Below are 23,302 nucleotides of genomic sequence, written 5' to 3'. Positions count from 1 at the left end.
AGAATTATGCCATGCGCGTTTATAAATATACCGTGCGCGTTTATAAATATACCGTGCGCAATTATAAATATACCATGCGCGATTAGAATTATGTCATGCGCGTTTATAAATATACCGTGCGCGATTAGAATTATGCCATGCGCGATTAGAATTATGTCATGCGCGATTAGAATTATGCCGTGCGCGTTTATACTTATAGCAACAATAGAAAAAAACAAACCAACATAAAAAACAAAATGTAAAAACATGGAAACAAACCACCAAAACACAGAAGACCCAACATGGGAATTGCCAAAATTTTATTTTGAAGTAGACTTCGGAAACCAAATAAAAGACATCCGCTTTGAAGAGTCATTAGGACTTGATTTTGAAGAACAAATAACTGAGTACCGTGATGAATTTCATCCCCTTTCTTCAACTATAAATATGCCAGGAATAATTAAATCTGGGAATGTAACTCTAAAAAGAGGACTGTTTAAAAATGATACAAACTTCAAAAACTGGGTAAAAAAATTGAAGATGAATACCATTGAAAGGCGAACCATTAGCATAAAACTAATAATTGAAGCAGAGAATATAAATACAGAATGGCGTCTAACTAGTGCATATCCAGTAAAAATGACTAATACCAATTTACAAACTGATGCAAATGAAGTACTAGTAGATACTTTAGAAATCAAACATGAAGGTTTAGTAATAGTGAACAGCTAACCTCCATTACAAAGAAGTAAAGACTCTAAACCCTAATAAATTTGTAGTTTTAATTCAAGAATCAAACAATGTTTTGTATTTTTGAAAATAGAAGCAATAAGATAACCCACTAAAATCTAACAGTATATGAGAAAATATTTAGATGCAATTGGTTTCATTTTAGGTGGGTTCGCTGTTATTGGACAATTTGTAGTAATGCTTCAAAACAGGCAAGTAGAAATCACGGAAACCATTATTAGATTTTTTAGTTATTTCACCATATTAACCAATATTTTAGTGGTTTTATATTTCACTTCCCGAATTACCATTTTCAAAAATACTTACTTATCAAAATTATCTAAAAACGGCACCATAACAGCAGTAACAGCCTTCATTATGGTAGTCGGATTAGTCTATCAATTCCTATTAAGAGGCACCTGGCAACCAACAGGAATTCAAAAAATCATAGACGAGTTATTGCATTCTGTAATTCCCCTTTATGTGTTGGTATATTGGCTAAAATTCGCAACCAAAACCGATCTTATTATTAAAGAAATTAAAATTTGGCTTTGGTATCCAATAACTTACTTTGTATACATCATTATTAGAGGTCATTTTTCAGGTTTTTATCCTTATCCGTTCATTCATGTTACTGAAATTGGTTATCAGCAAGTTCTAATTAATGCGGTATTAGTCACACTATTTTTCCTCTTTATAATGGGTGGTTTAATTGTTATTGGAAATAAAACTCGTAAATCGTAACTCTTTGAAATCGCACTTAACCCAACCAACCTTCTCGGTCCAAACTTCTATACTGAATCGCTTCAGCAATATGATGCGATTGAACCACCTCCGAGTTTTCCAAATCGGCTATCGTTCGCGAGACTTTTAAAATTCGATCATAAGCACGCGCCGATAAATTCAACCGTTCCATAGCTGTTTTTAACAACTGTAAAGAACCTTCCTCTAAAGCACAATACTCGCGAATCAACTTGCTACTCATCTGAGCATTATAATGAATGTGATTAAAGTTTTCAAAGCGTTTGGTCTGAATAATTCGGGCTTCAGTAACTCGTTTTCTGATGGCCACACTACTTTCTGCTTTTCTAGTTTCAGATAATTTATCAAAAGGAACCGGCGTAACTTCAATATGTATGTCGATTCTATCTAACAGTGGTCCAGAAATTTTACTTAAATACCGCTGCATTTCCATCTGAGAAGCCCCATTAGAATTTTTCGCATCCATAAAAAAGCCACTCGGACTAGGATTCATACTAGCCACCAACATAAAAGAAGAAGGATAAGTAATCGTAAATTTGGCTCGAGCTATCGTTACTTCTCTGTCTTCCAAAGGCTGACGCATCACTTCTAAAACTTCGCGCTTAAATTCGGGTAATTCATCTAAAAATAAAACACCATTATGTGCCAATGATATTTCTCCAGGTTGCGGATAACTTCCACCACCAACCAAACTAACCGAACTCGCCGTATGATGCGGAGCACGAAAAGGACGTTGTGTGAGTAAACCGGTATCTTTAATTCTCCCCGTAACCGAATGAATTTTTGTAGTTTCCAAAGCTTCCTGCATGCTCATAGGTGGCAAAATACTCGGCAAACGCTTAGCTAACATAGTTTTCCCAGCACCAGGCGGTCCGATTAAAATGATATTATGTCCGCCAGCCGCAGCAATTTCCATACATCTTTTAATAGACTCCTGCCCTTTCACATCAGCAAAATCGAATTCTGGAAACTCTAAATTTTTAGAAAATTCTTCTTTTGTATCAATCACTGTTGGAAGTAACGTTTCTTTCCCTTCAAAAAAATTAATAACTTGAAGCACATTATCCACTCCATAAACGTCAAGGCCATCGACTATAGCCGCTTCTTTCACATTCTGAATCGGCAAGATAATTCCAGTAAAACCTTCTTCTTTTGCTTTAATTGCGATAGATAACGCACCACGAATGGGTTGCAAGCCACCATCCAAAGACATTTCGCCCATAATGATATACTTCCCCACTTCCTCCGCACTAATTTGACCAGAAGCCGCTAAAATTCCGATAGCTAAAGTTAAATCATAGGCAGAACCTTCTTTCCTTAAATCGGCAGGTGCCATATTTATGGTAATTTTCTTTCCGGGAAGGTTGTAATTATTGTTTTTAAGCGCGGCAGCAATACGAAAACTGCTTTCTTTAATAGCGGAATCTGGTAATCCTACCAAGTGGTATCCAATTCCTTTATCGATATTTACTTCTACAGTAATGGTTGTGGCATCTACACCGAAAACGGCGCTTCCGAAGACTTTTACTAACATGGCTTGTACTTTTTAATTTGGCTTATAGAAATACAAATGTAGAAAAGTTTTCGAAATAAAAAAACCTGTAAGAGATTTGTCCTACAGGTTTGATTTAATCTATAAAGAATACGTCTTATTTTTTAGAAGCCAAAGCAATTCCGTCTTCTAACCATTTTTTGTATTCCAGAATATCTGTATTAAAAGCCATTGGATCAAAACCTTCTAAATCTTCTCCATCATTAGAAATGATTACATATAAAGGTTGCGAATTACTTTTATATCTAGAAATTTGAAAATCTGTCCATTTATTTCCGATAGTAACCACCTCTTTACCAGTTGTTTTAGAAACATATTGTTGGTCTTTTGGCAACTCGATTTTTCTATCACAGTACAATGAAATCAGCACTACTTTTTCTTTTAAAATGGGTAATATTCTTTGGTCAGACCATACATTGTCTTCCATTTTTCGGCAATTCGCACAAGCATCACCAGTGAAATCTAACAATACAGGTTTACCTACTTTTTTAGCGTAAGCTAATCCATGTTCATAATCTTCAAAAGCAATAATTCCGTGTGGTCCAGCATGTGCATGCTCAGGCAAATCTGACTTAGAAGTTCCACCGTTTCCAAATCCAGAAGTACTTTCTGAATAATTTACTGGTGGTGTTAATCCGCTTAATATTTTTAAAGGCGCTCCCCATAAACCAGGAATCATGTAGAAAGTGAAAGTGGTTACGATAATCGCCATCACTAAACGACCTACACCAATTTTATCTGCTTTTTCATAATCGTGAGGCAACATATATTTTCCGAATAAATACAAAGCCCAAGCTGCAAAAACGGCAATCCAAATGGCAATAAATAATTCTCTTTCTAGCCAATGTTTTTGTAACACTAAATCGGCATTAGATAAAAACTTGAAGGCGAACGCTAATTCTAAGAATCCTAAAGAAACTTTAACCGTATTTAACCAACCACCCGATTTTGGCATAGAATTTAACCAACCTGGGAACATGGCAAATAACATAAATGGTAACGCAATGGCTAAAGAGAACCCAAACATGCCTACTATTGGCGCTAAGCCACCTTTTGAAGCCGATTCTACAAGTAAAGTTCCTACAATTGGTCCAGTACAAGAAAAGGAAACTACTGCCAAGGCTAAAGCCATAAAAAAGATACCTACTACTCCACCTTTATCCGCTTTCGAGTCGATTTTAGTAGCCCAAGAACTTGGTAAAACAATTTCGAAAGCACCTAAAAATGACAATGCAAAAACTACTAATAATACGAAGAAAATCAAGTTAAAAGTCACACTTGTTGACAATTCATTTAAAGCTTCTGCACCGAAAATACCTGTAATTAAAGAACCTAATAAAACGTAAATGGCTATAATTGCTAAACCATAAATAATCGCGTTTCTGATACCAGCAGCTTTGGTTTTACTTTGTTTGGTAAAAAAACTCACCGTCATTGGAATCATTGGAAAAATACATGGCATTAAAAGTGCTGCAAAACCTCCAAGAAATGCTAAAAAGAATATGGTCCATAAACTTTTTTCTTCTTTTTCTACAGGTTTTTCAATAGTTGAATCTTTTTCAGCTGAAGCAGCTTGTTTTGTAGTATCTGTTTCCGTTGAAGCTACAGAATCAGTTGGTTTATCGGTTGAATCTGATGCAGTTTCTGAAACTGTTTCAGTTACTTTAATTTCTGGTAATTTAAACTTTAAATTCGCTTCAGTTTGCGTACATTTCCCATCAATACACGCCTGACCTTCAGCAAAAACGTCTATCGTTTTTAATTTTGGATTAGTAATTTTTACGCGTTGGGTAAATTTCGCCACACCTGAAAAAAAGTATTCGTCAATTTCAAAAATATCACTGTATGCCTTTTTATATTTACCTTCTTTGGTTTTTCCAACCAATTGATAATTCCCTCTCTGATTTTTGTAAGTAAAAACTAATGGTGTGGCACCACCTTCAGGCGTAAATTGCGAATACAAATGCCATTCGTCTTCAATGTTTGCTGTAATAATTAAATCTAATTCTGTATCAGAAACTTTTACGACACTTGAACTCCATTTTACCGGTTCAACAATTTGTGCTGTTCCAAAAAAGGCAATTAATAAGGTTAATAGACTAAATATTTTTTTCATTATGATATGTAATTTTTATTATTTTTTTTGAATTGTTGTCTGATACAAATCGTTCGTCGGCTCTGTAACCTAAAATCCAAACAATTTGTTTGTTACTTTCTAAAATCCAAGTATCTTGTTTTTGAAATAGCGTAAATTTTTCATCTTTAAAATACTTACTCACTTTCTTTTTTCCTTGCATTCCTGAAGGATAAAAATAATCGCCTTCTTTCCACTTTCTTACCGTTAAGGGAAACTGAATTTTATTTTCGTCTACAAATATAACGTTCTTAGATTGATTTGAAATGTCACTTAGGTTACATAAATCAAATTTTAACGGAAAATTAAGTTTATCCTTTAAAGAATGAATTTCAATAGTTTCCGATTGCTGTTCTACTTGCTTAGATAAGAGTAAAAAATTTCTATCTTTTAATAAAATGTGACTTTCGGAGAAAACTTGTTTTCCGGATTGTGCATTTACCAAATTATACACATCATTCCAAGCAGAAAAGCCAAATTTATGAAGCCATTGGTACAAGTATGCACCATAATTCGATCTTTTTATTAGTTTTTTTATATCAAAAATAACAGTTCCATTTTCAAGTTCTTCTGCAACTTCCTGATATATTAAATTGGCTGCATCGTTCACTAAAGCTTGAGCTTCTTTTAAATAGGTTTGTGTTTTTTGAAACGAATTTAAAAAATCTTCATTATTATCTTTTAAAACAGGAACTAAGTGATGACGAATTTTATTTCGAAGGTATTTGTCTGAAGCATTACTACTGTCTTCTCGCCATTTTAGATTATTTTCATTGGCATAATTTTCTATTTCTTCACGAGAAAAAGGCAATAAAGGACGAAAAACTTTATCATTAATTGTCGGAATTCCAGTTAAGCCATCTAAACCTGTTCCTCGTGATAAATTAATAAAAAAAGTTTCTAACTTGTCGTCTAAATGATGAGCTGTTGCTACAAAATCGACATTATTTTCTTTCATTTGTTGGTAAAACCATTGGTATCTTAATTCTCGAGCTGCAACTTGAATAGAAATTTTACTTTCTTTAGCAATTTGAGCCGTTTCAAAAAAACCAATTTTCAATTGCAAGCTGTTTGCTTCCGCATAATCCTGAATAAAACGCATATCGGCATCACTTTCTTCTCCACGAAGTTTGAAATTGCAGTGTAACAAACCAAATTCGAATTGAAAATGCTGAAACAAATGCACCAACACCATACTGTCTATTCCGCCACTTACAGCAATATAAAATTTCTTATCTTTAAGAAAAGAAAAACTTTGTTGTATGTGATTTTGAAATTTTTGTAGCATTGTCAAATATACTTATTTTACCTGTAGCACTTCAAACATAGCATTTGCTTTCAATAAACATTCTTCGTATTCCTTTTCGGGAATAGCTTCTGAAGTAATGGCACTTCCAACTGAAAAACTCAAATATTGATTTTCAGAATTATATAAAATACTTCGAATAACGACATTAAAATCGAAATTTCCTGTGGGTGTAAAATAACCTACAGCACCACTGTACAATCCGCGTTTGGTTTCTTCTACTTCTTCAATAATTTGCATGGCAGATATTTTTGGCGCACCTGTCATACTTCCCATTGGAAAAGTAGTTCGTAAAATTTCAATAGGTGAAGTAGTATGTTCAACATTAGAAACAATAGTCGAAATCATTTGATGCACTTGTTTAAACGAATAGATTTTACATAATTCTTCTACTTCAACCGAACCTTTTGTAGCCGTTTGAGATAAATCATTTCGAACCAAATCGACAATCATGATGTTTTCAGAACGTTCTTTTGGATCGTTTTGAAGCTCATTTATATTTTGATGGTCTATTACAGCATCTAAACTTCTTTTGGCAGTTCCTTTTATGGGCTGTGAAATTACCTTTTGCGCTTCCTTTTTAAGATAACGTTCTGGTGATGCCGAAAGTAAATAATGCTGGTTTTTCTTGAAATAAGTGGCAAAAGGAGAAGCAGAAATTTGATTTAATTTCTGATAAATTTCAAGAGGTTCAATTATTGCATTTTCAGCAAAAAATTCCATACAAAAATTAGCTTCATAGATATCGCCTCGATGAATGTGGGCTAACATTTTTTGTGTTTTTTGAAGGTAATTTTCTTTTGAAATTCGTTGTTTAATAGTTAATGGTAACTTCTGACATTTGACATCTGACATTTGACTTCGAGTAATTTCTTCCAAATCAGTTTCTACTTCATCATCACACATGTTTAAATACTGAATCTCTAGAGTATTTTCTTTTAAAAAAAAGATTTTTTTAGGTTGAAAAAAGAACAAATCCGGAAAATGTAAACCGTCAAAATTTTCAGATTTTAAGTGTTCAATATCGTTTTTTAAATCGTAAGACAAGTAACCAAAAAGCCAATCATTTGCTTTAGACTGGTATTGATACAAATCCTCGAAAGCTTTTTCAGAATCAGTTTGTATGGAAGTAAAAGCTTCCACTGCAACGATCAAATCGTAGGATTTATATAATTGATTTTCATTACTTTCGCTATTACTTTCTAAAAAAGCAACTTCTCTAAACTGGTTACTCCAATACAAAAGTTGCTCTTTAAAAAGAGCAACATTGTGGATATATTTTGAAATATTGGTACGCAAGGATTATTTTTTTTCGCCTAAATAAATTAAATCGTATTCGATAATCATTTCTTCATTTGCAATGTAAATTTGTTTACTACTTCCTGCATCTTTTGGAGAAACGATAGTAATAACAGTTTCTAGTCCCACATTATCTATACAAAAATATCGGTTAGAAGTACCTGTTTCGTTTACAACTTTATCTTCATATTTTACAATGTTATACAATTGTATGATTTGGGAATGCACCACAAATCGGTGTTTGTCTCTGTCTAAATTGATTAACAATTCTGTTGGTTGCGTTTTGGACCATTTAGACCATGTTCCTTTATCTGTTTTTTGAGAAACGGAAAAGTTAACTGCTTTAAATTGATAGGTTTGAGAAAATCCTAAATGTGCAAACAAACCAAAAAATAAAAGGGCAACTAAATTTTTCATTATAATAACATATTAAAATTGAATATCGTTAGTAGCAATTTTTGCCAAATTGAACTCAGCAATAACATTGCCAATTATAGTTTCTACTGGTAAAATATCGTGAATTAATCCTGCGATTTGTCCAATTTCTAGTTCGCCTTCTACTAAATCGCCTTCAAACATACCGCGTTTCGCTCTGGCTCTTCCTAATAACGTTTTTAAATCTTCTACTGAAGCGCAATTGGCATAAGCTTCTTGCACATCGTTAAAGAATTTATTTTTAATCAAACGAACTGGTGCTAATTCTTTTAATGTCACCAAAGTTTCACCTTCTTGCGTTTCAAGAATTGTTTTCTTAAAATCGATATGTGCACTTGATTCTGTTGAAGCTGCAAAACGACTTCCCATTTGTACACCGTCTGCACCTAAAACCATAGCGGCTAACATACCTTTTCCAGTGGCAATTCCGCCCGCTGCAATTAACGGAATAGTAATATTTTCTTTAACCATTGGAATTAATGTCAGTGTTGTAGTTTCTTCTCGTCCATTGTGTCCACCTGCTTCAAAACCTTCAGCAACCACTGCATCTACACCAGCTTCTTGAGCTTTTAGTGCAAATTTAGAGCTACTTACTACATGCACGACAGTTATTCCGTTTTCCTTTAAAAAAGGCGTCCATGTTTTTGGATTTCCTGCAGAAGTAAATACAATTTTAACGCCTTCTTCAACGATAATTTTCATGATTTCTTCCACATTTGGATACAACATGGGAACGTTTACTCCGAAAGGTTTGTTGGTAGCTTTTTTACATTTCTGAATGTGTTCTCGTAACACTTCAGGATACATTGAACCTGCACCTATAAGTCCTAAACCTCCAGCATTACTCACTGCACTTGCTAATTTGTAGCCACTGTTCCAAATCATTCCACCTTGAATAATTGGGTATTTTATGCTAAATAATTTTTTTATTCTATTCATTTTAATGGATATTCGGATTTAACGTAATTCACAGATAAACGCCGATTTTATTTAAATATTATTCTTTCTAAAAAAAAACTATTTTTTGTTCTTTTTACTTAATGTACAAATGCTATGACTCATTTTTTAACCGTAAATTCCGCAAAGATTTTCGAAAGGCACGCAAACGTAATTATTTTGTTTTAATTAACGCAGATTAATAAAATTTTACTAATTTCTACAATCTGTGGAGTAACTATTTTCTTTTTACTTGGCTCTTTTTACTTTTTACTTGGCTCTTTTTACTTGGCTCTTTTTACTTGACTCTTTTTACTTGGCTCTTCTCACTTGGCTCTTTCTACTTGGCTCTTTTCTCCATGCGTTAGGGATTGAAGCGGCATCTTTTTATTTGGTTTACTTTACTAAAAAAGTAAACCAAATAAAAAATATAGCGAAAAGCCCGACTCTCGTTGTTCTAGAATTTTGATTTAAAATACAAACAAGTACAACGAGAGAACGCCCAACTTATTTTTTTATAATTTTTCCTTTGAATACTTTATTCGATTCAAAATTATAATAATAAACGCCGTTTGACAAATTTTGAATGTCAATTGTATTGTTAGTTGATGAAATTTCTTTTTCTATTATTTTTTGACCTAAAACATCGTACAAACAAACTTTACCTTTTTGATTTTTTTCTAATTGAAACGTAATTTGATTTTCAGCTGGATTTGGATATACTATTGTGTTTTCTGTAGTTGTTATAGTTTCTATATTGAGAGCAATGTTTAATGCTTGTTGGAAATCGGGAATTCCATATCCTTTTTGACTAGTAGGTGCATTGAAATTATCGGCAGATTGTCTGATAAAACTTACCACTTGTTGCGCAGTTAAATTGGGCATTGCCGACCAAAAAGTAGCTACCATTCCGGCCATAACTGGACTAGAAAATGAAGTACCACTAGCAGTAGTAATTGTGCCTGTTGTAGTGCTTACAGTTGTTGCAGCACCTTTTGCACAAACATCTGGCTTTATTCTTCCGTCAAATGAAGGTCCGATAGAACTAAAACTCGCGTAAGCCTCCAAGTTGTCTACAGCACCAATTGTTAAGGCACCAAAAGCGTCAGCTGGTGAGGCAATATGAGGGTTTGCAGTTGCTCCTGAATTTCCTGCACTGACCACTACTACGATACCTTTATTAAAAGCCATATTTGCGCCTCTAGAAGCAAATGTTTTATTACCTGTCATATCAGCATATACATGAGAATAAGCTGGATTATCGTAACCAAAATAACCAAGTGAGGAATTGATAATATCCGCACCATAATAGTCTGCCAATTCAGCACCTTCCACCCAATAGGATTCTTCAACTGGATTTTCAGAATTAACATCTTCTGTAATGAATAAATAGTATTTTGCGCTTGGAGCGGTTCCAACCAATTGACCGTCAACAAAAGCCCCCATTGTAGATAATACATTTGTTCCGTGATTGTGTCGTGAAAAATAATTGGCATTTCTATCAGGAAAATTATAACCACCTAATATTTGATTGTTTGTTATTAAATCTTGAAAAGGTGCTGCTGTATCAACTCCAGTAAAACCTGAATCTAAAACCGCAATAATTTTTCCTTGTCCAGTAAAATTTTGTTGGTGAAGCAAATGTCCGTTTAGCATTTCAATTTGATTTTGAGAACCGCCATAATTGTATGTGGTTTGAACTTCGTATTGCTTATTTACTGGTTTATTTATAGTTGAAACTGTAGAAATTCTTCCGTTGGGATTTAAAGAATGATTGGCGAATTTTACAGCATTCACAAAAGAAAATGCAGTTAAAGCTTGAATATCGGTTTGAGTACCACGAATGTGTAAAGCGTTTAACCATTTGGATTTTGCCATAACGGTAATTCCGGTTGCAGCTGAAATTTGTGTAATATAACTTTGTTCTACAGGTACATCAGTAATGTCTAATGCTATATTTTGGGCGGTTCTTCTGTCCAAAGAACGTTGCGTTAACATTGTTAGTGGATTGGCTAAAAAAGTTGCAGCACTTGGTTTATCATTAAAATATACCCAAGCATCTTGAATTTGAGCAAAACTAAAATTGACAACAACTAAAAGTAGTAAAAAGTACTGTTTTTTCATAAGTGCAAAGTTTTACCAAATATAACAAATTTCTAATTAAGAAATTACGCCGCTTCCTTGTAATTCGTCGTCAATATACCAAGCTACAAATTGTCCTTCTGTAATGGCTGATTGTGGGTTTTCGAATTGTACAAACATACCACTTTCAAATTGGTGTAAAGTTGCTTTTTGTAAAGGTTGACGGTATCTAATTCGCGCCATAACTTCTGTAGTTTCACCAACAGCTAATTTTAAATCTTGACGTATCCAATGTACTTCATCAGATTTTATAAATAAGGCTTTTTTAAATAATCCAGGATGATTGGCACCTTCTCCAACATAAATAATATTGTCGCTAACATCTGTTTGAATGACAAACAAGCCTTCTTTAGTACCACCAACATTTAAACCGCGACGTTGTCCGTTTGTAAAATAATGTGCCCCTTGATGTTTTCCTTTTATAATTCCGTTCGCATTAGAATAAACTTTATTTTTAGATTCGAAAGTCAATTCAGCTTCTAAATTTTCAAAACTAGGTTTTGGATCAAGATATATTTGATTATTGGCAGGAATCTCAACAATTAATCCTTCTTTAGGTTGTAATTTTTGTTGTAAAAATTCGGGCAAACGCACTTTACCGATGAAACATAAACCTTGAGAATCTTTCTTTTCGGCAGTTACTAATTCCATTTTTGTGGCAATTTCTCTAACTTGTGGTTTGGTTAATTCGCCGATTGGAAATAACGCTTTACTTAATTGTTCTTGAGACAATTGACATAAAAAATAAGATTGATCTTTATTATCGTCTTTTCCTGCTAACAATTGGTGTACTTCTTTTCCGTCTTTTAGAATCGTATTTTTACGGCAATAATGTCCGGTTGCCACATAATCGGCACCTAATGAAACAGCAATTTTCATAAAAACATCAAACTTAATTTCCCTGTTGCATAGTACATCCGGATTTGGTGTTCGACCGTTTTCATATTCATTAAACATATAATCGACGATTTTTTCTTGATATTGTTCCGATAAATCGATGGTTTGAAAAGGAATTCCTAACTTTTCTGCAACTAACAATGCGTCATTACTATCTTCCAACCACGGACATTCGTTAGAAATGGTAACCGAATCATCGTGCCAATTTTTCATAAAAAGGCCAATCACTTCATAACCTTGCTCTTTTAAAAGATAGGCTGCAACGCTTGAATCTACACCACCGGAAAGTCCTACTACTACTCTTTTCATTATTTTTTCTCTTCTATTTTTTTTCTTCTACAGTTTGTTCAACTGGTTTGTTTTTGGCTGCTTTTTTGGATAATTTCTCTTCAAATTTGATTAATTCTTTTGAAAACTTATCGGCTTTAACTTGTTTTACAACTTTATCGCCTTCATAAAATTTCCAAATGCCTATTTTGACATTATTTTTATATTCACCTTCATACATTTTTTTACCGTTAACATCAAAATAAACGGCTTTTCCTTCAAATACATCGTTTACATAAGTATGCTGATCAATTTGCTTACCGTTTTCTCCGAAAGTTTTACCAATTCCGTTTTTTTTACCGTCTACATAAGTCACCTCTTCTGCTAATTCATTCTCTTTATAAAATACTTTTCTAGAACCATTTAACTTTCCATTTTTATAATTTTCGATGGTCATTATATCTTTAGATTCTTTATGATAGTATTTCCATTGACCTTCAAAAAGTTTATTTTTTACTAAACCTTCGCTAACTTTATTATTTTTTTGATCGTAAAAAATGGTGTAACAAGAACCGTCACCTTTGGAAAAATCGCGAGTTGCAATTACAGTTCCTGCTTTTGTATCGTCAAAATATTTGAATGTTCCCGTTTCTTTACCATGTTCGAAAATTCCTTCATAGCGTGGACGTTTACTTTCTTCGTGATAACCTTTCCAAAGTCCGTGACGAAGCCCTTTTTCATCAAATTGATTCAATTTATCTTGAGCTGAAATAAAATTTGAAATTGCTAAAAACGCAATAAATACAATATTTTTCATGTGAAATGTTTGATTTGTTTAGTCAAAAACTTTGCCAATTAGTAATAAAACGATTCTTTTACAAAAATAGTATAAAAAAACCTGTTCTCCATAAGAACAGGCTTTTTAAAGAATTTATTTTTTCTTTTGATTCAGTGCTTTTTGCGCTTCTTGCTGTTCCATTATTTCACGCATTTTCTTTTGAAATTTCGATTCCGTTTTTGGTTTCGTTTTATTCACTTGAATTTGTGCATGGATTTTTTTCTCGTCAACTACATAGTTTTTAATCACTAGCATGATTCCGATAGTAATTAAGTTAGAAATAAAGTTATATAAACTCAATCCCGAACCGTAATTGTTGAAGAAAATTAACATCATAATTGGAGAAAGGTAAATCATTATTTTCATGATTTTACCCATATCTGGCATTCCCTCTTGTTGAGGCGCTTGCATGGTTTGATCTCCAGTTGTCATTTTCATGTAGAAGAAAATTGCAATAGCTGCTAAAATTGGGAATAAACTTACATGATCACCATAAAATGGAATATTAAATGGTAATTTATAAATTGAATCGTATGAAGACAAATCATCTGCCCAAAGGAAACTTTTTTGTCTTAAATCGAATGCAGAAGGGAAAAACTGGAACGAAGCATACATAAATGGCAATTGAATTAAAGCTGGAATACAACCTGCCATTGGGTTTACGCCTGCTTTAGAATATAAAGCCATCGTTTCCTGTTGTTTTTTCATGGGATTGTCTTTGAATTTTTCACCCAATTCAGCAATTTCTGGTTTCAAGACTTTCATTTTAGCTTGAGACAAGAATGATTTGTATGTGATTGGCGACATCGCAATTTTTATCAATACTGTGAAGATGATGATTGCAATTCCGTAAGGCATAAAGCCTGATAGGAATCCGAATAAAGGAATAAATACAAACATATTTATCCAACCGAAAATTCCCCAACCTAAAGAAACTATTTCATCTAAGTTCTTATCGTAATCACTTAATGTTTTATAATCAGTTGGACCATAATACATGTTCATATCGTAATTTAAAGCTCCATTTTTAAACTCTAAAGGCATTTTAGCTGAAAAGTTTTTAGTAAAAACAGTATCAACTTTATCATCATCCACTAAATTATCTGACTTTAAATCTGCTGTTTTAAATGGTGTATTCGTTAATAAAACCGAAGTATAAAAATGTTGTTTGAAAGCTACATAAGAAACCTCATCAATTTTATCTTCATCGTCACTAGCAGCGCTTAAATAAGAATCTTTACCATCTTCATATTCATACACCACTTCTGTGTATCTGTTTTCGTAAGAAATACTTTTTTCATTACGGTACGATTTTAAATTCCATTCTAAATCTGAAGGCTTAGAAGTATTTAACACATTTTCTAGACCTTGAGTACGAATAGAAAACTCTAACATGTGATCATTTTCTTTCATTACATAACGGTACTCTAAAAACTGGTTTTCACCCGTTTTCAATTGCATCGTAAGAACTTGATTCTTTCCTTCTTTAGTGAATTTTGGCTCGAAGTATAACTCTTTAGTATTGATAACTTTACCGTCTTTCGTAGTTAAAGTTAAATTCAAATTGGCATTATTATCTTTTATTATTTGCACCGCTTTTCCTGAACCTTTTTTAAATTGTTCTTGATTTAATACGGTAGCTTCAGAGATGTAACCACCTTTGTTTGAAATTTTTAAACTTAATAAGTTATTTTTTAACAAGGTAGTGGCATCTTTAGCAGAAGGTAAAGTTTCGGCATAAGCAAAAGCCCCTAATTTAGCTAAAGCAGCTGGAGAAATTTTCCCAGTAGAATCGGTACTTTTAACAATTGGAACATTTGATGCTTGAATTTTTGGAGTTTTTGCTTCTTTTTCAGCTTGTTCTTTTTTGGCTTTTTCGGCTAATTCCTCTTTCGTAGGTTGATTTGAATACATCATCCACATTAAAATTCCGAAGATTAATGTGAAACCAATTAACGACTTAATGTCGAACTTTTTTTCTTCCATGGTCTAAATGTGCAACTCTTTCGGAGTTGAAATTAATTTATTATTATAAGTCTGCTTTTATATTGAAACGTTACAACGTTGCAATTTTACTTATTTTTTACAGCCGCTGCAACCAATCCCATGAATAATGGATGTGGATTTAGAACTGTACTTTTATATTCTGGATGGTATTGCACCCCAATAAAGAATGGATGGTTTGGTAATTCTATAATTTCCACCAATCCGGTATCTGGATTCAAACCAGAGGCAACTAAACCAGCTGCTTCCATTTCTGCTAAATAATCGCCATTGAACTCAAAACGATGACGGTGACGTTCTAAAATAGCGGTCTTCCCATATATTTTGTGTGCCAATGTATTTTCTTTGATGGCACATTTCCATGCTCCTAAACGCATGGTTCCACCTTTTTCTGTCACTGTTTTTTGCTCTTCCATTAAACTAATAATTGGATAGCTTGTGTTCGCATTCATTTCAGTAGAATTGGCATCTTTCTTACCTAAAATATTTCTAGCATATTCAATAGAAGCCATTTGCATTCCTAAACAAATTCCTAAAAACGGAATATTATTTTCTCTTACATATTTTATTGCTTCAATTTTTCCTTCAATTCCTCTTTCACCGAAACCTGGTGCTACTAAAATTCCATCTAAACCTTTTAATTTGCTAGCTACATTCGATTTATCTAAAAATTCTGAATGAATACTTACCACATTTACTTTCGTTTGTTGCGTGGCACCTGCATGAATAAAAGCTTCTAAAATAGATTTGTACGAATCTTGTAATTCTACATATTTTCCAACTAAACCTATATTAACCTCGTGTTTAGGATGTTCTAATTTGTATAAAAACTCATTCCATTGTTTTAAATCTGGAGTAGCTTTTTCTGGTAAATTTAATTTCTTTAAAGCCACCTTATCTAAGCCTTCTTCTTGCATTAGATTTGGTACCTTGTAAATTGTTGAAGCATCTATGGATTGAATAACTGCTTCTTTTTTCACGTTACAAAACAAGGCTAATTTCTGACGTAAATCTTGAGACAATTCGTGCTCTGTTCTACACACTAAAATATCTGCTTTGATTCCGCTCTCCATTAACGTTTTAACCGAATGCTGTGTAGGTTTTGTTTTTAATTCACCTGCAGCAGCTAAATAAGGCACTAAAGTTAAATGAATTACAATTCCATTATTGTCCCCTAATTCCCAAACCAATTGACGAACTGATTCGATGTAAGGTAACGATTCAATATCACCAACAGTTCCACCAATTTCAGTAATTACGATATCATAATCGCCAGAATTTCCTAGCAATTGCATTCTATCTTTAATTTCGTTGGTAATGTGCGGCACAACTTGAACCGTTTTACCTAAAAACTCACCTCTACGTTCTTTTTCAATAACTGACAGATAAATTCTACCTGTAGTCACATTATTAGCTTGAGAAGTTGGAACATTTAAAAAACGTTCGTAATGACCTAAATCTAAATCCGTTTCTGCTCCATCATCTGTTACGTAACATTCACCGTGTTCATATGGATTTAAAGTTCCTGGATCGACATTAATATACGGATCAAATTTTTGAATTGTTGTTCTGTAACCTCTTGCCTGTAATAATTTTGCTAAAGATGCTGCAATGATTCCTTTACCTAAAGAGGAAGTCACACCACCAGTAACGAAAATGTATTTTGTTTGATTCATGTTGTTGTTTGTTGTTGTGTTGTTGTTGCGTTTAAAAACGTGCAAAGATACTATTAATTAGTAAATGTGCCAATTCTAATTTATCAATTTTCAATTAATCTGATGAGTAGTAAAAAAGATAAGAATTTCGAGTTCTAAAAATACTTCGACCAATTTAAAATTTTTTTGATCCATTTTAGTTTTCTGTTAGAATATTGAGAATATCTGAGGTGTATTTCAAAAAAAGTAGGTTTTTCTAAGATACTTTTGAAATGAGAAAACGTTTTAAATCCTTCATAACCATGATATGCTCCAATTCCGCTGGCACCTACACCACCAAATCCAAAATTTCCATTTACTAAATGCATGATAACTTCATTGATGCAACCACCACCAAAGGATAATTCAGATAAAAATTGAGATTTATACTTTGAATTTTCTGTAAACAAATATGCTGCTAATGGTTTTTCTTTAGTTTTTATTAGTTGAAGTGCTGCATTAAAATCATCATAAAATAAAACTGGTAAAATAGGTCCAAAAATTTCTTCTTGCATGATGGCGCTATCCCAAGTTGGATTTACGATTAAAGTTGGCTCAAAATCTCTGTTTTCGATATGATAATTTCCTCCAAAAACTATTTCTTGATTTTCTAGTAAACTCGCTAATCGCTGTGTATGTTTCACAGAAACTATTTTAGTAAAATTCTGATTTTCGACTGCATACTTTCTAAATATAATTTCCTCTTTTATCCCTTTTAAAAATTCATTTTTGAGTGATTGATGCACTAAAACATAATCTGGTGCTACACAAGTTTGTCCAGCATTTAAAAATTTTCCCCAAACTAAACGTTGAATACTTCTTTTTAAATGACAATCTTCTGTTAAAATAGCTGGTGATTTCCCACCTAACTCTAAAGTCACAGGAATTAAATTTTCAGCAGCAGCTTGATAAACAATTTTGCCAACTTGAGTGGAACCCGTAAAAAATATTTTGTCAAATTTGGAATGAATTAATTCCGATGTTTCTTCGATTCCACCTTCAACAACAGCCAAATGATCTGAATTGAAATTTTCAGAAATAACTTTTCTCAAAGCTTTACTGGAATGAATCGCTACTTCACTAGGTTTAATTACAACAGTATTTCCTGCAGCTATACTGGCAATAGCTGGAGCTAAAGCCAATTGATAAGGATAATTCCAGGCACTAATTACTAAAGTTACACCTAAAGGTTCTGGTACAATATAATTTTTAGAAGGAAAGTTTATTAAACTTGAACTTACACTTTTTTTTGCAGACCATTTTTTTATTTTTTTGATGGCTTCATCAATTTCAATGTACAAAAAACCAAATTCAGTTAGAAATGTTTCAAATTCCGATTTATTGAAATCTAAATAAATAGCATCAGACAAGACTTTTTCATTTTGTTGCAAAACACGTTTTAAATCTTTTAAAATAGAAATTCTAAAGGAAATAGAGCGAGTGGCATTCGTGATAAAAAACTCCTTTTGGCTATTTATGATTTCTTGCATCATGATGGTTTGGGATATTTTTTTTGAATGTTATGAATTAACTCTTCTAAACCATTTAATTTTAATTCGTATACCAATTTAAGTTGTTCACCTAAAGTTCCTGCTGGAAATCCTTTATTTTTATACCAAACAATATAATGTTCAGGTAGATTAATAAGATAACGTCCTTTGAACTTTCCAAATGGCATTATGGTATGTGCTAATTTGATGAGTTGATCTTCTTGTGATAGCATTACTCTTGAACAACTCCTATTTCTGAAATTTCATTGTGTGGTCTTTTGGGATCATTGCCGTAACTGTTTCTTCCTACGGAGCCATCAGAAAAATAAAAATACAACAAGATTAAACCACCGAAAAATGGCACTAAACCTAGTAAAAAATTCCAACCACTTCTGTTAGTGTCATGCAATCTTCTGACAACTACAGCCAATGAAGGTACAAAAGTTCCTAGTACAATAAAAACCAATAGAAAAGCAGATAAAATACCTATCGCACCAAGTTCACCTCTATTAGAAAACACACTTATTATTAGAAATATGTAAGGAATGATTATTAACAGTATATTGACTAGTTGAAATGACCAATATTCTTTTCTTCTTGCTCTGCCACTGAAGTTTGCGAAGTTTTCAAATACTACTTTTTTCCACCAATCAAAAATAGTGTATTCACTTTCTGCTTTTTTCATGTTTTCTTAATTTTAGTTTAAGCCAAAAATAAATAAAAGAGTACAAGAATTTAACTCATTGGTTTGAACTTATTAACAAATTACATTTATTGCCAATTAAAAACCACTTCTTTTTTTATATCTGGATGTAAACTATTGAAAACTGGACAAGTCATTGCCGTTTTTTCTAAAATAGTTTTTTCTTTATCTGAAACAGCAACATTCATAGTAAAAATCACATGAATTTCAGTAATTCTGCGAGGTTCAGTTCCCATAACTTTAGTTACTTCTGCTGTAGAATTTGAAAAATCCACTTCTAAATCGCGCGCTTTTATTCCCATAACTGTAAACATACAACTTGCTAAAGCATTTGCTACAGTATCAGTTGGAGAAAATGCTTCTCCTTTTCCGTTATTGTCAGTTGGAGCATCAGAAATAATTTCTGAACCTGAAGCTAAATGTATGGATGAAGTGCGTAAATCGCCTAAATAAGTTACTTTAGATGTTGCCATTATTGTGCTTGTTTGATAGTTAAGTCGGAATTGTAATACATCATATAAACTCCGATATTATTATTATTTGAATAGTTAAATTGACTTTCTATTTGTTCTGAAATCTGACTTTCTGTAGATTTTATAAAACCTTCATCTTGACACATTCTTAAAATAGCATCAAAAGTTACATCGAAACCACGAGTGGCATATTGATTAGGTTGAATTTTATTTTCTTTTCTGAATGCTTTGGCGAAATTCATAGCTTCATTTGATTCATTTTCTCTAATTGCAGAAGGATATAACATTTGTAACGCTGCTAAATTTTTTGAAGGAATTTCAACAAAATCCAACGCTTCATTTCGTTCTACTACAACCAATTGAATATCAAATTCTTTTTTCAGTTTTAATAAATTATTCACTACAGAAATCACTTGCATAATTTTATCTGAATCTAATATCACAAAATTCTTTTTGCCTTTTTGTAATTGGGTTTTAAAAATAGTGTAATCAAATAGACCTTTTTCATTAAATGATGCCGATTTCACTTCTGGATAATTCGAAGCAAAATAGGAACTCAAACTTGTTTTTGCAGTAGAGTGAATGGCGAAGATAGCATCAGATTTCGATTTCAAATACGATAGCAATTGTTGTTTTTGAATGTTTTCATTTGGCATGGCATAAAACACATTGCTTCCTCCTTTTCCAGATTCATTAGTTAATGGAGAAATTACTGCCGTATTTTTATCTACTAATTGTCCGGCAGTTTCAACAAAAGAATTCGTAAATGGTCCGATTATGACATCTACATTGGAAAAATTGTTATTTTTGATTATTGTTGCAACATTAGAAGAATATTTTGACGTTTCTGCATCGTAAACCTTAGCATTTATTGGCAAACCTAGTACTTTTGCAGAATCAATTGCTTTTAAGGCTCCTGCATAAAAATCTAAAGTAATGTTCAGAAATTTATCTGATTTTAAATATTCTGTTTTTGTTTTTGCAGAATCTTTTTCAATTCTGTTGATATTAAAAGGCATTAGTAAAACCAAGTTTCTTGGCTTACTTTTATTCACCGTCTCCAATAAGCTCCCTTTTTTTTTAAATCCATCCCCAGCAGTACTCTGAATGGTTGAATTAATTTCTTTTTTTTCAGGTAATAATAATTCCATTCCAACTGTTAAACCAGAAACAACACTAGGATTCTTTTTAGTGATTTCTTCTACTGAAATACCAAATTTTCTTGAAATAGAGAATAGCGTTTCACCTTGTTGCACCGCATAAAACATAGTTTTTGTAGTTACCGGTAAGGCTTCTGCAACAGCATTTTTTGGTAAAACTGTATTTTTATTTAATCGGATTTGCATACCGATTTCGAATTCATTTTTGATATGCGGATTTAATTCCTCTAATTCAGGAATAGACATTCCATATTTTTTAGAAACACTATATTTTGTTTCTTCTGCTTGTATTGTATGTAAATTGGGTACTTCTTTTTTTGCCAAAACTTCATTTTTCACAACAGGCTTTGTAGTTGAAGTGTATTTTTTAGGTGCATAATAAGCTAACAATTGCCCTGTTGTTACACCTTCTTTTGAAGCAGGATTGTTTTTAATCATTTCGTCAACGGTAATTCCTAATTTCTTAGAAATAGCGTATAACGTTTCTCCTTGTTGTACCTCGTATTCAAACTTATTTAATGCAGTAGTTTTAGAAACCGCTTTTTTTGTACCTGATGGTAACGTTAAAACCGTATTTTCCTTAACACCGTCTTTTGCATCTGGATTCAACTTTATAATTTCATCAGGTTTTACATTGTATTTTTTGGAAATACTATATAAAGTTTCTCCTTTCACAACAGTATGTTTGCTTTGCGAGTAACCTGTAAAACTTACTAGAAATAGCAAAATATATAAATGTACTTTTTTCATACGTGACTTTTTATTCTTTTAAATTGATTTTCTAACAAGAAACAATTTTAATGCCAAGATGTACAAAGGCAAAAATCAATTTCTAAATCAATCTTCAAAAATAAGCATTATAATTTCAATTCCAACATTTCAAAATAAAATAGCAATGTCAAATTTTATATTAAATATTGACATTGCTATTGTTTTATTCTATTCTTACTTCTTTTTTATTCCCATTCAATTGTTGCTGGTGGTTTGGAACTAATATCATAAACCACACGATTTACACCACGAACATGATTGATAATATCGTTAGAAACTTTTTGCAAAAATTCATACGGCAAATGCACCCAATCTGCTGTCATACCATCTGTCGACTCAACGGCTCTTAGCGCCACTACTTTTTCATAAGTTCGTTCATCGCCCATAACTCCAACACTGTTTACAGGTAACAAAATCGCACCTGCTTGCCAAACTTTATCGTACAAACCGTGTGCTTTTAATCCGTTTATGAAAACAGCATCTACTTCTTGTAAAATGGCTACTTTTTCTGGTGTAATATCTCCTAAAATACGAATGGCTAAACCTGGACCTGGGAAAGGGTGACGACCTAATAATTCTGGGTCAATTCCTAAAGTTGCTCCTACTCTACGCACTTCATCTTTGAACAACATTCGTAAAGGTTCAACAATTTGCAATTTCATAAAATCAGGTAAACCACCTACATTATGGTGTGATTTTATTGTCGCAGATGGACCACCAGTTGCTGAAACCGATTCAATAACATCAGGATAAATGGTACCTTGACCTAAGAATTTTACATCCGTTAACAAATTCGCTTCTGCATCGAAAACTTCAATAAATGCGTTTCCAATAGCTTTACGTTTCGCTTCTGGATCATCTAAACCAGCTAAAGCATCATAAAATCTTTGTGAGGCATCAACTCCCTTTACGTTTAAACCCATTCCTTTGTATTGATCTAATACGCTTTGGAATTCGTTTTTACGTAACAAGCCATTATTTACGAAAATACAGTATAGATTACTTCCGATGGCTTTGTTTAAGATTACTGCTGCAACAGTTGAATCTACTCCACCAGATAAACCTAAGACTACTTTATCGTTTCCAATTTTCGCTTTCATTTCGGCTATAACTTCTTCTACGAAAGCATTTGGCGTGAACGTTTGCTCAACTTTAGCAATTTTGACCAAAAAGTTTTCTAACATTTGTTTTCCATCTGTAGAATGGTAAACTTCTGGATGAAATTGTATGGCATAAGTAGTTTCGCCATCTATTTTATAAGCTGCATTTTCTACATCTTTTGTACTAGCGATTCTAACTCCGTTAGTTGGTAATTGTTTAATAGAATCGGAATGCGACATCCAAACTTGACTATTTTCAGAAACACCTTCTAGAAATATTTCGTTATCTTTGATAAATGACAGATTAGCTCTACCATACTCTCTTGTGTTAGAAGCCGCCACTTCTCCACCTGAAAAATGGGCTAGATATTGTGCGCCGTAACAAACTGCTAATAATGGCTTTTTTCCTCTAATTTCTGATAAATCCGGATGTAATACTTCCTCTGAACGAACAGAAGCAGGACTACCACCTAAAATTACAGCTTTATAAGATGACAAATCAGTTGGGATTTTGTCGAAAGGAAAAATTTCGCAGAAAATATTTAATTCTCTTACTCTACGGGCAATTAATTGAGTGTATTGCGAACCGAAATCTAAAATTAATACGTTGTTCATATTTTTAAAGAGCAAA

Annotated in this window: 19 protein-coding genes; 2 read left to right on the top strand and 17 right to left on the bottom strand. The window is 32.8% G+C overall.

Annotation, left to right across the window (positions count from 1 at the left end):
• The first annotated feature begins 246 nt into the window (after positions 1-246).
• Both G4D72_RS10800 and G4D72_RS10795 read left to right on the top strand, forming a co-directional pair.
• Entirely contained in the window at positions 247-711 is a 465-nt protein-coding gene (locus tag G4D72_RS10800) for a phage tail protein (protein ID WP_166077709.1), read from the top strand.
• A gap of 126 nt (positions 712-837) precedes the next feature.
• Positions 838-1,452, top strand: coding sequence for a Pr6Pr family membrane protein (locus G4D72_RS10795; protein WP_166077708.1), 615 nt, complete (start codon positions 838-840; stop codon positions 1,450-1,452).
• Positions 1,453-1,468: 16 nt separating this feature from the next.
• Here the strand turns inward: G4D72_RS10795 and G4D72_RS10790 are convergent, their stop codons facing one another.
• The 17 genes from G4D72_RS10790 to guaA form a co-directional block, all read right to left on the bottom strand.
• A complete protein-coding gene (locus G4D72_RS10790) occupies positions 1,469-3,004 on the bottom strand; it encodes a YifB family Mg chelatase-like AAA ATPase (RefSeq protein WP_166077707.1) in 1,536 nt (511 codons plus the stop codon).
• A gap of 115 nt (positions 3,005-3,119) precedes the next feature.
• Positions 3,120-5,138 (bottom strand): protein-disulfide reductase DsbD family protein, encoded by a 2,019-nt coding sequence (locus G4D72_RS10785; RefSeq protein ID WP_166077706.1) that lies wholly within the window; start codon positions 5,136-5,138, stop codon positions 3,120-3,122.
• Positions 5,122-6,444 (bottom strand): tRNA lysidine(34) synthetase TilS, encoded by a 1,323-nt coding sequence (tilS, locus tag G4D72_RS10780; RefSeq protein WP_166077705.1) that lies wholly within the window; start codon positions 6,442-6,444, stop codon positions 5,122-5,124. The genes G4D72_RS10785 and tilS overlap by 17 nt, the downstream gene beginning before the upstream one ends.
• A 12-nt stretch (positions 6,445-6,456) precedes the next feature.
• On the bottom strand, positions 6,457-7,761 hold the full coding sequence (locus tag G4D72_RS10775; RefSeq protein WP_166077704.1) for an anthranilate synthase component I family protein: 1,305 nt from the start codon (positions 7,759-7,761) through the stop codon (positions 6,457-6,459).
• Between the two features lie 3 nt (positions 7,762-7,764).
• The gene (locus G4D72_RS10770; protein WP_166077703.1) at positions 7,765-8,178 is read right to left on the bottom strand and encodes a hypothetical protein; all 414 of its coding nucleotides are present in this window, start codon (positions 8,176-8,178) and stop codon (positions 7,765-7,767) included.
• 12 nt (positions 8,179-8,190) lie between these two features.
• A complete protein-coding gene (locus G4D72_RS10765) occupies positions 8,191-9,135 on the bottom strand; it encodes an NAD(P)H-dependent flavin oxidoreductase (RefSeq protein WP_166077702.1) in 945 nt (314 codons plus the stop codon).
• Positions 9,136-9,639: 504 nt separating this feature from the next.
• Positions 9,640-11,256, bottom strand: a complete 1,617-nt coding sequence (locus tag G4D72_RS10760; RefSeq protein ID WP_166077701.1) for a S8 family serine peptidase — start codon at positions 11,254-11,256, stop codon at positions 9,640-9,642.
• A 36-nt stretch (positions 11,257-11,292) separates the two neighbouring features.
• Positions 11,293-12,480, bottom strand: coding sequence for a tRNA 2-thiouridine(34) synthase MnmA (gene mnmA / locus G4D72_RS10755; RefSeq protein ID WP_166077700.1), 1,188 nt, complete (start codon positions 12,478-12,480; stop codon positions 11,293-11,295).
• A 13-nt stretch (positions 12,481-12,493) separates the two neighbouring features.
• Positions 12,494-13,255: a toxin-antitoxin system YwqK family antitoxin gene (locus tag G4D72_RS10750; RefSeq protein WP_166077699.1), complete on the bottom strand. Its 762-nt coding sequence runs from the start codon at positions 13,253-13,255 to the stop codon at positions 12,494-12,496.
• A gap of 114 nt (positions 13,256-13,369) precedes the next feature.
• Positions 13,370-15,262 carry a membrane protein insertase YidC gene (gene yidC / locus G4D72_RS10745; RefSeq protein WP_166077698.1) on the bottom strand — a complete coding sequence of 631 codons (1,893 nt, stop codon included), beginning with the start codon at positions 15,260-15,262 and terminating at the stop codon, positions 13,370-13,372.
• Positions 15,263-15,348: 86 nt separating this feature from the next.
• Positions 15,349-16,956 (bottom strand): CTP synthase, encoded by a 1,608-nt coding sequence (locus tag G4D72_RS10740; protein WP_166077697.1) that lies wholly within the window; start codon positions 16,954-16,956, stop codon positions 15,349-15,351.
• A 134-nt stretch (positions 16,957-17,090) separates the two neighbouring features.
• Positions 17,091-18,467 (bottom strand): aldehyde dehydrogenase family protein, encoded by a 1,377-nt coding sequence (locus tag G4D72_RS10735; protein WP_317165244.1) that lies wholly within the window; start codon positions 18,465-18,467, stop codon positions 17,091-17,093.
• Positions 18,464-18,697 carry a DUF3820 family protein gene (locus G4D72_RS10730; RefSeq protein WP_166077696.1) on the bottom strand — a complete coding sequence of 78 codons (234 nt, stop codon included), beginning with the start codon at positions 18,695-18,697 and terminating at the stop codon, positions 18,464-18,466. Before G4D72_RS10730 ends, G4D72_RS10735 begins: the two co-directional genes overlap by 4 nt.
• Positions 18,697-19,149: a DUF805 domain-containing protein gene (locus G4D72_RS10725; protein ID WP_207784903.1), complete on the bottom strand. Its 453-nt coding sequence runs from the start codon at positions 19,147-19,149 to the stop codon at positions 18,697-18,699. Before G4D72_RS10725 ends, G4D72_RS10730 begins: the two co-directional genes overlap by 1 nt.
• A gap of 86 nt (positions 19,150-19,235) precedes the next feature.
• A complete protein-coding gene (locus G4D72_RS10720; protein ID WP_166077695.1) occupies positions 19,236-19,640 on the bottom strand; it encodes an OsmC family protein in 405 nt (134 codons plus the stop codon).
• Complete coding sequence (locus tag G4D72_RS10715; RefSeq protein WP_166077693.1) at positions 19,640-21,550, bottom strand: LysM peptidoglycan-binding domain-containing protein; 1,911 nt, start codon at positions 21,548-21,550, stop codon at positions 19,640-19,642. The genes G4D72_RS10720 and G4D72_RS10715 overlap by 1 nt, the downstream gene beginning before the upstream one ends.
• Positions 21,551-21,756: 206 nt before the next feature.
• A complete protein-coding gene (guaA, locus tag G4D72_RS10710) occupies positions 21,757-23,286 on the bottom strand; it encodes a glutamine-hydrolyzing GMP synthase (RefSeq protein WP_166077692.1) in 1,530 nt (509 codons plus the stop codon).
• Between the last annotated feature and the right edge of the window lie 16 nt (positions 23,287-23,302).

This window comes from Flavobacterium difficile, from assembly GCF_011392115.1.
Classification (GTDB): domain Bacteria; phylum Bacteroidota; class Bacteroidia; order Flavobacteriales; family Flavobacteriaceae; genus Flavobacterium; species Flavobacterium difficile.
This window is presented reverse-complemented; position numbering and strand designations above follow the sequence as displayed.

Coding starts and splice junctions, on each gene's coding strand:
- G4D72_RS10800 (WP_166077709.1), top strand. CDS start 247: ATGGAAACAAACCACCAAAACACAGAAGACCCAACATGGGAATTGCCA.
- G4D72_RS10795 (WP_166077708.1), top strand. CDS start 838: ATGAGAAAATATTTAGATGCAATTGGTTTCATTTTAGGTGGGTTCGCT.
- G4D72_RS10790 (WP_166077707.1), bottom strand. CDS start 3,004: ATGTTAGTAAAAGTCTTCGGAAGCGCCGTTTTCGGTGTAGATGCCACA.
- G4D72_RS10785 (WP_166077706.1), bottom strand. CDS start 5,138: ATGAAAAAAATATTTAGTCTATTAACCTTATTAATTGCCTTTTTTGGA.
- tilS (WP_166077705.1), bottom strand. CDS start 6,444: ATGCTACAAAAATTTCAAAATCACATACAACAAAGTTTTTCTTTTCTT.
- G4D72_RS10770 (WP_166077703.1), bottom strand. CDS start 8,178: ATGAAAAATTTAGTTGCCCTTTTATTTTTTGGTTTGTTTGCACATTTA.
- G4D72_RS10765 (WP_166077702.1), bottom strand. CDS start 9,135: ATGAATAGAATAAAAAAATTATTTAGCATAAAATACCCAATTATTCAA.
- G4D72_RS10760 (WP_166077701.1), bottom strand. CDS start 11,256: ATGAAAAAACAGTACTTTTTACTACTTTTAGTTGTTGTCAATTTTAGT.
- mnmA (WP_166077700.1), bottom strand. CDS start 12,480: ATGAAAAGAGTAGTAGTAGGACTTTCCGGTGGTGTAGATTCAAGCGTT.
- G4D72_RS10750 (WP_166077699.1), bottom strand. CDS start 13,255: ATGAAAAATATTGTATTTATTGCGTTTTTAGCAATTTCAAATTTTATT.
- yidC (WP_166077698.1), bottom strand. CDS start 15,262: ATGGAAGAAAAAAAGTTCGACATTAAGTCGTTAATTGGTTTCACATTA.
- G4D72_RS10740 (WP_166077697.1), bottom strand. CDS start 16,956: ATGAATCAAACAAAATACATTTTCGTTACTGGTGGTGTGACTTCCTCT.
- G4D72_RS10735 (WP_317165244.1), bottom strand. CDS start 18,467: ATGATGCAAGAAATCATAAATAGCCAAAAGGAGTTTTTTATCACGAAT.
- G4D72_RS10730 (WP_166077696.1), bottom strand. CDS start 18,697: ATGCTATCACAAGAAGATCAACTCATCAAATTAGCACATACCATAATG.
- G4D72_RS10725 (WP_207784903.1), bottom strand. CDS start 19,149: ATGAAAAAAGCAGAAAGTGAATACACTATTTTTGATTGGTGGAAAAAA.
- G4D72_RS10720 (WP_166077695.1), bottom strand. CDS start 19,640: ATGGCAACATCTAAAGTAACTTATTTAGGCGATTTACGCACTTCATCC.
- G4D72_RS10715 (WP_166077693.1), bottom strand. CDS start 21,550: ATGAAAAAAGTACATTTATATATTTTGCTATTTCTAGTAAGTTTTACA.
- guaA (WP_166077692.1), bottom strand. CDS start 23,286: ATGAACAACGTATTAATTTTAGATTTCGGTTCGCAATACACTCAATTA.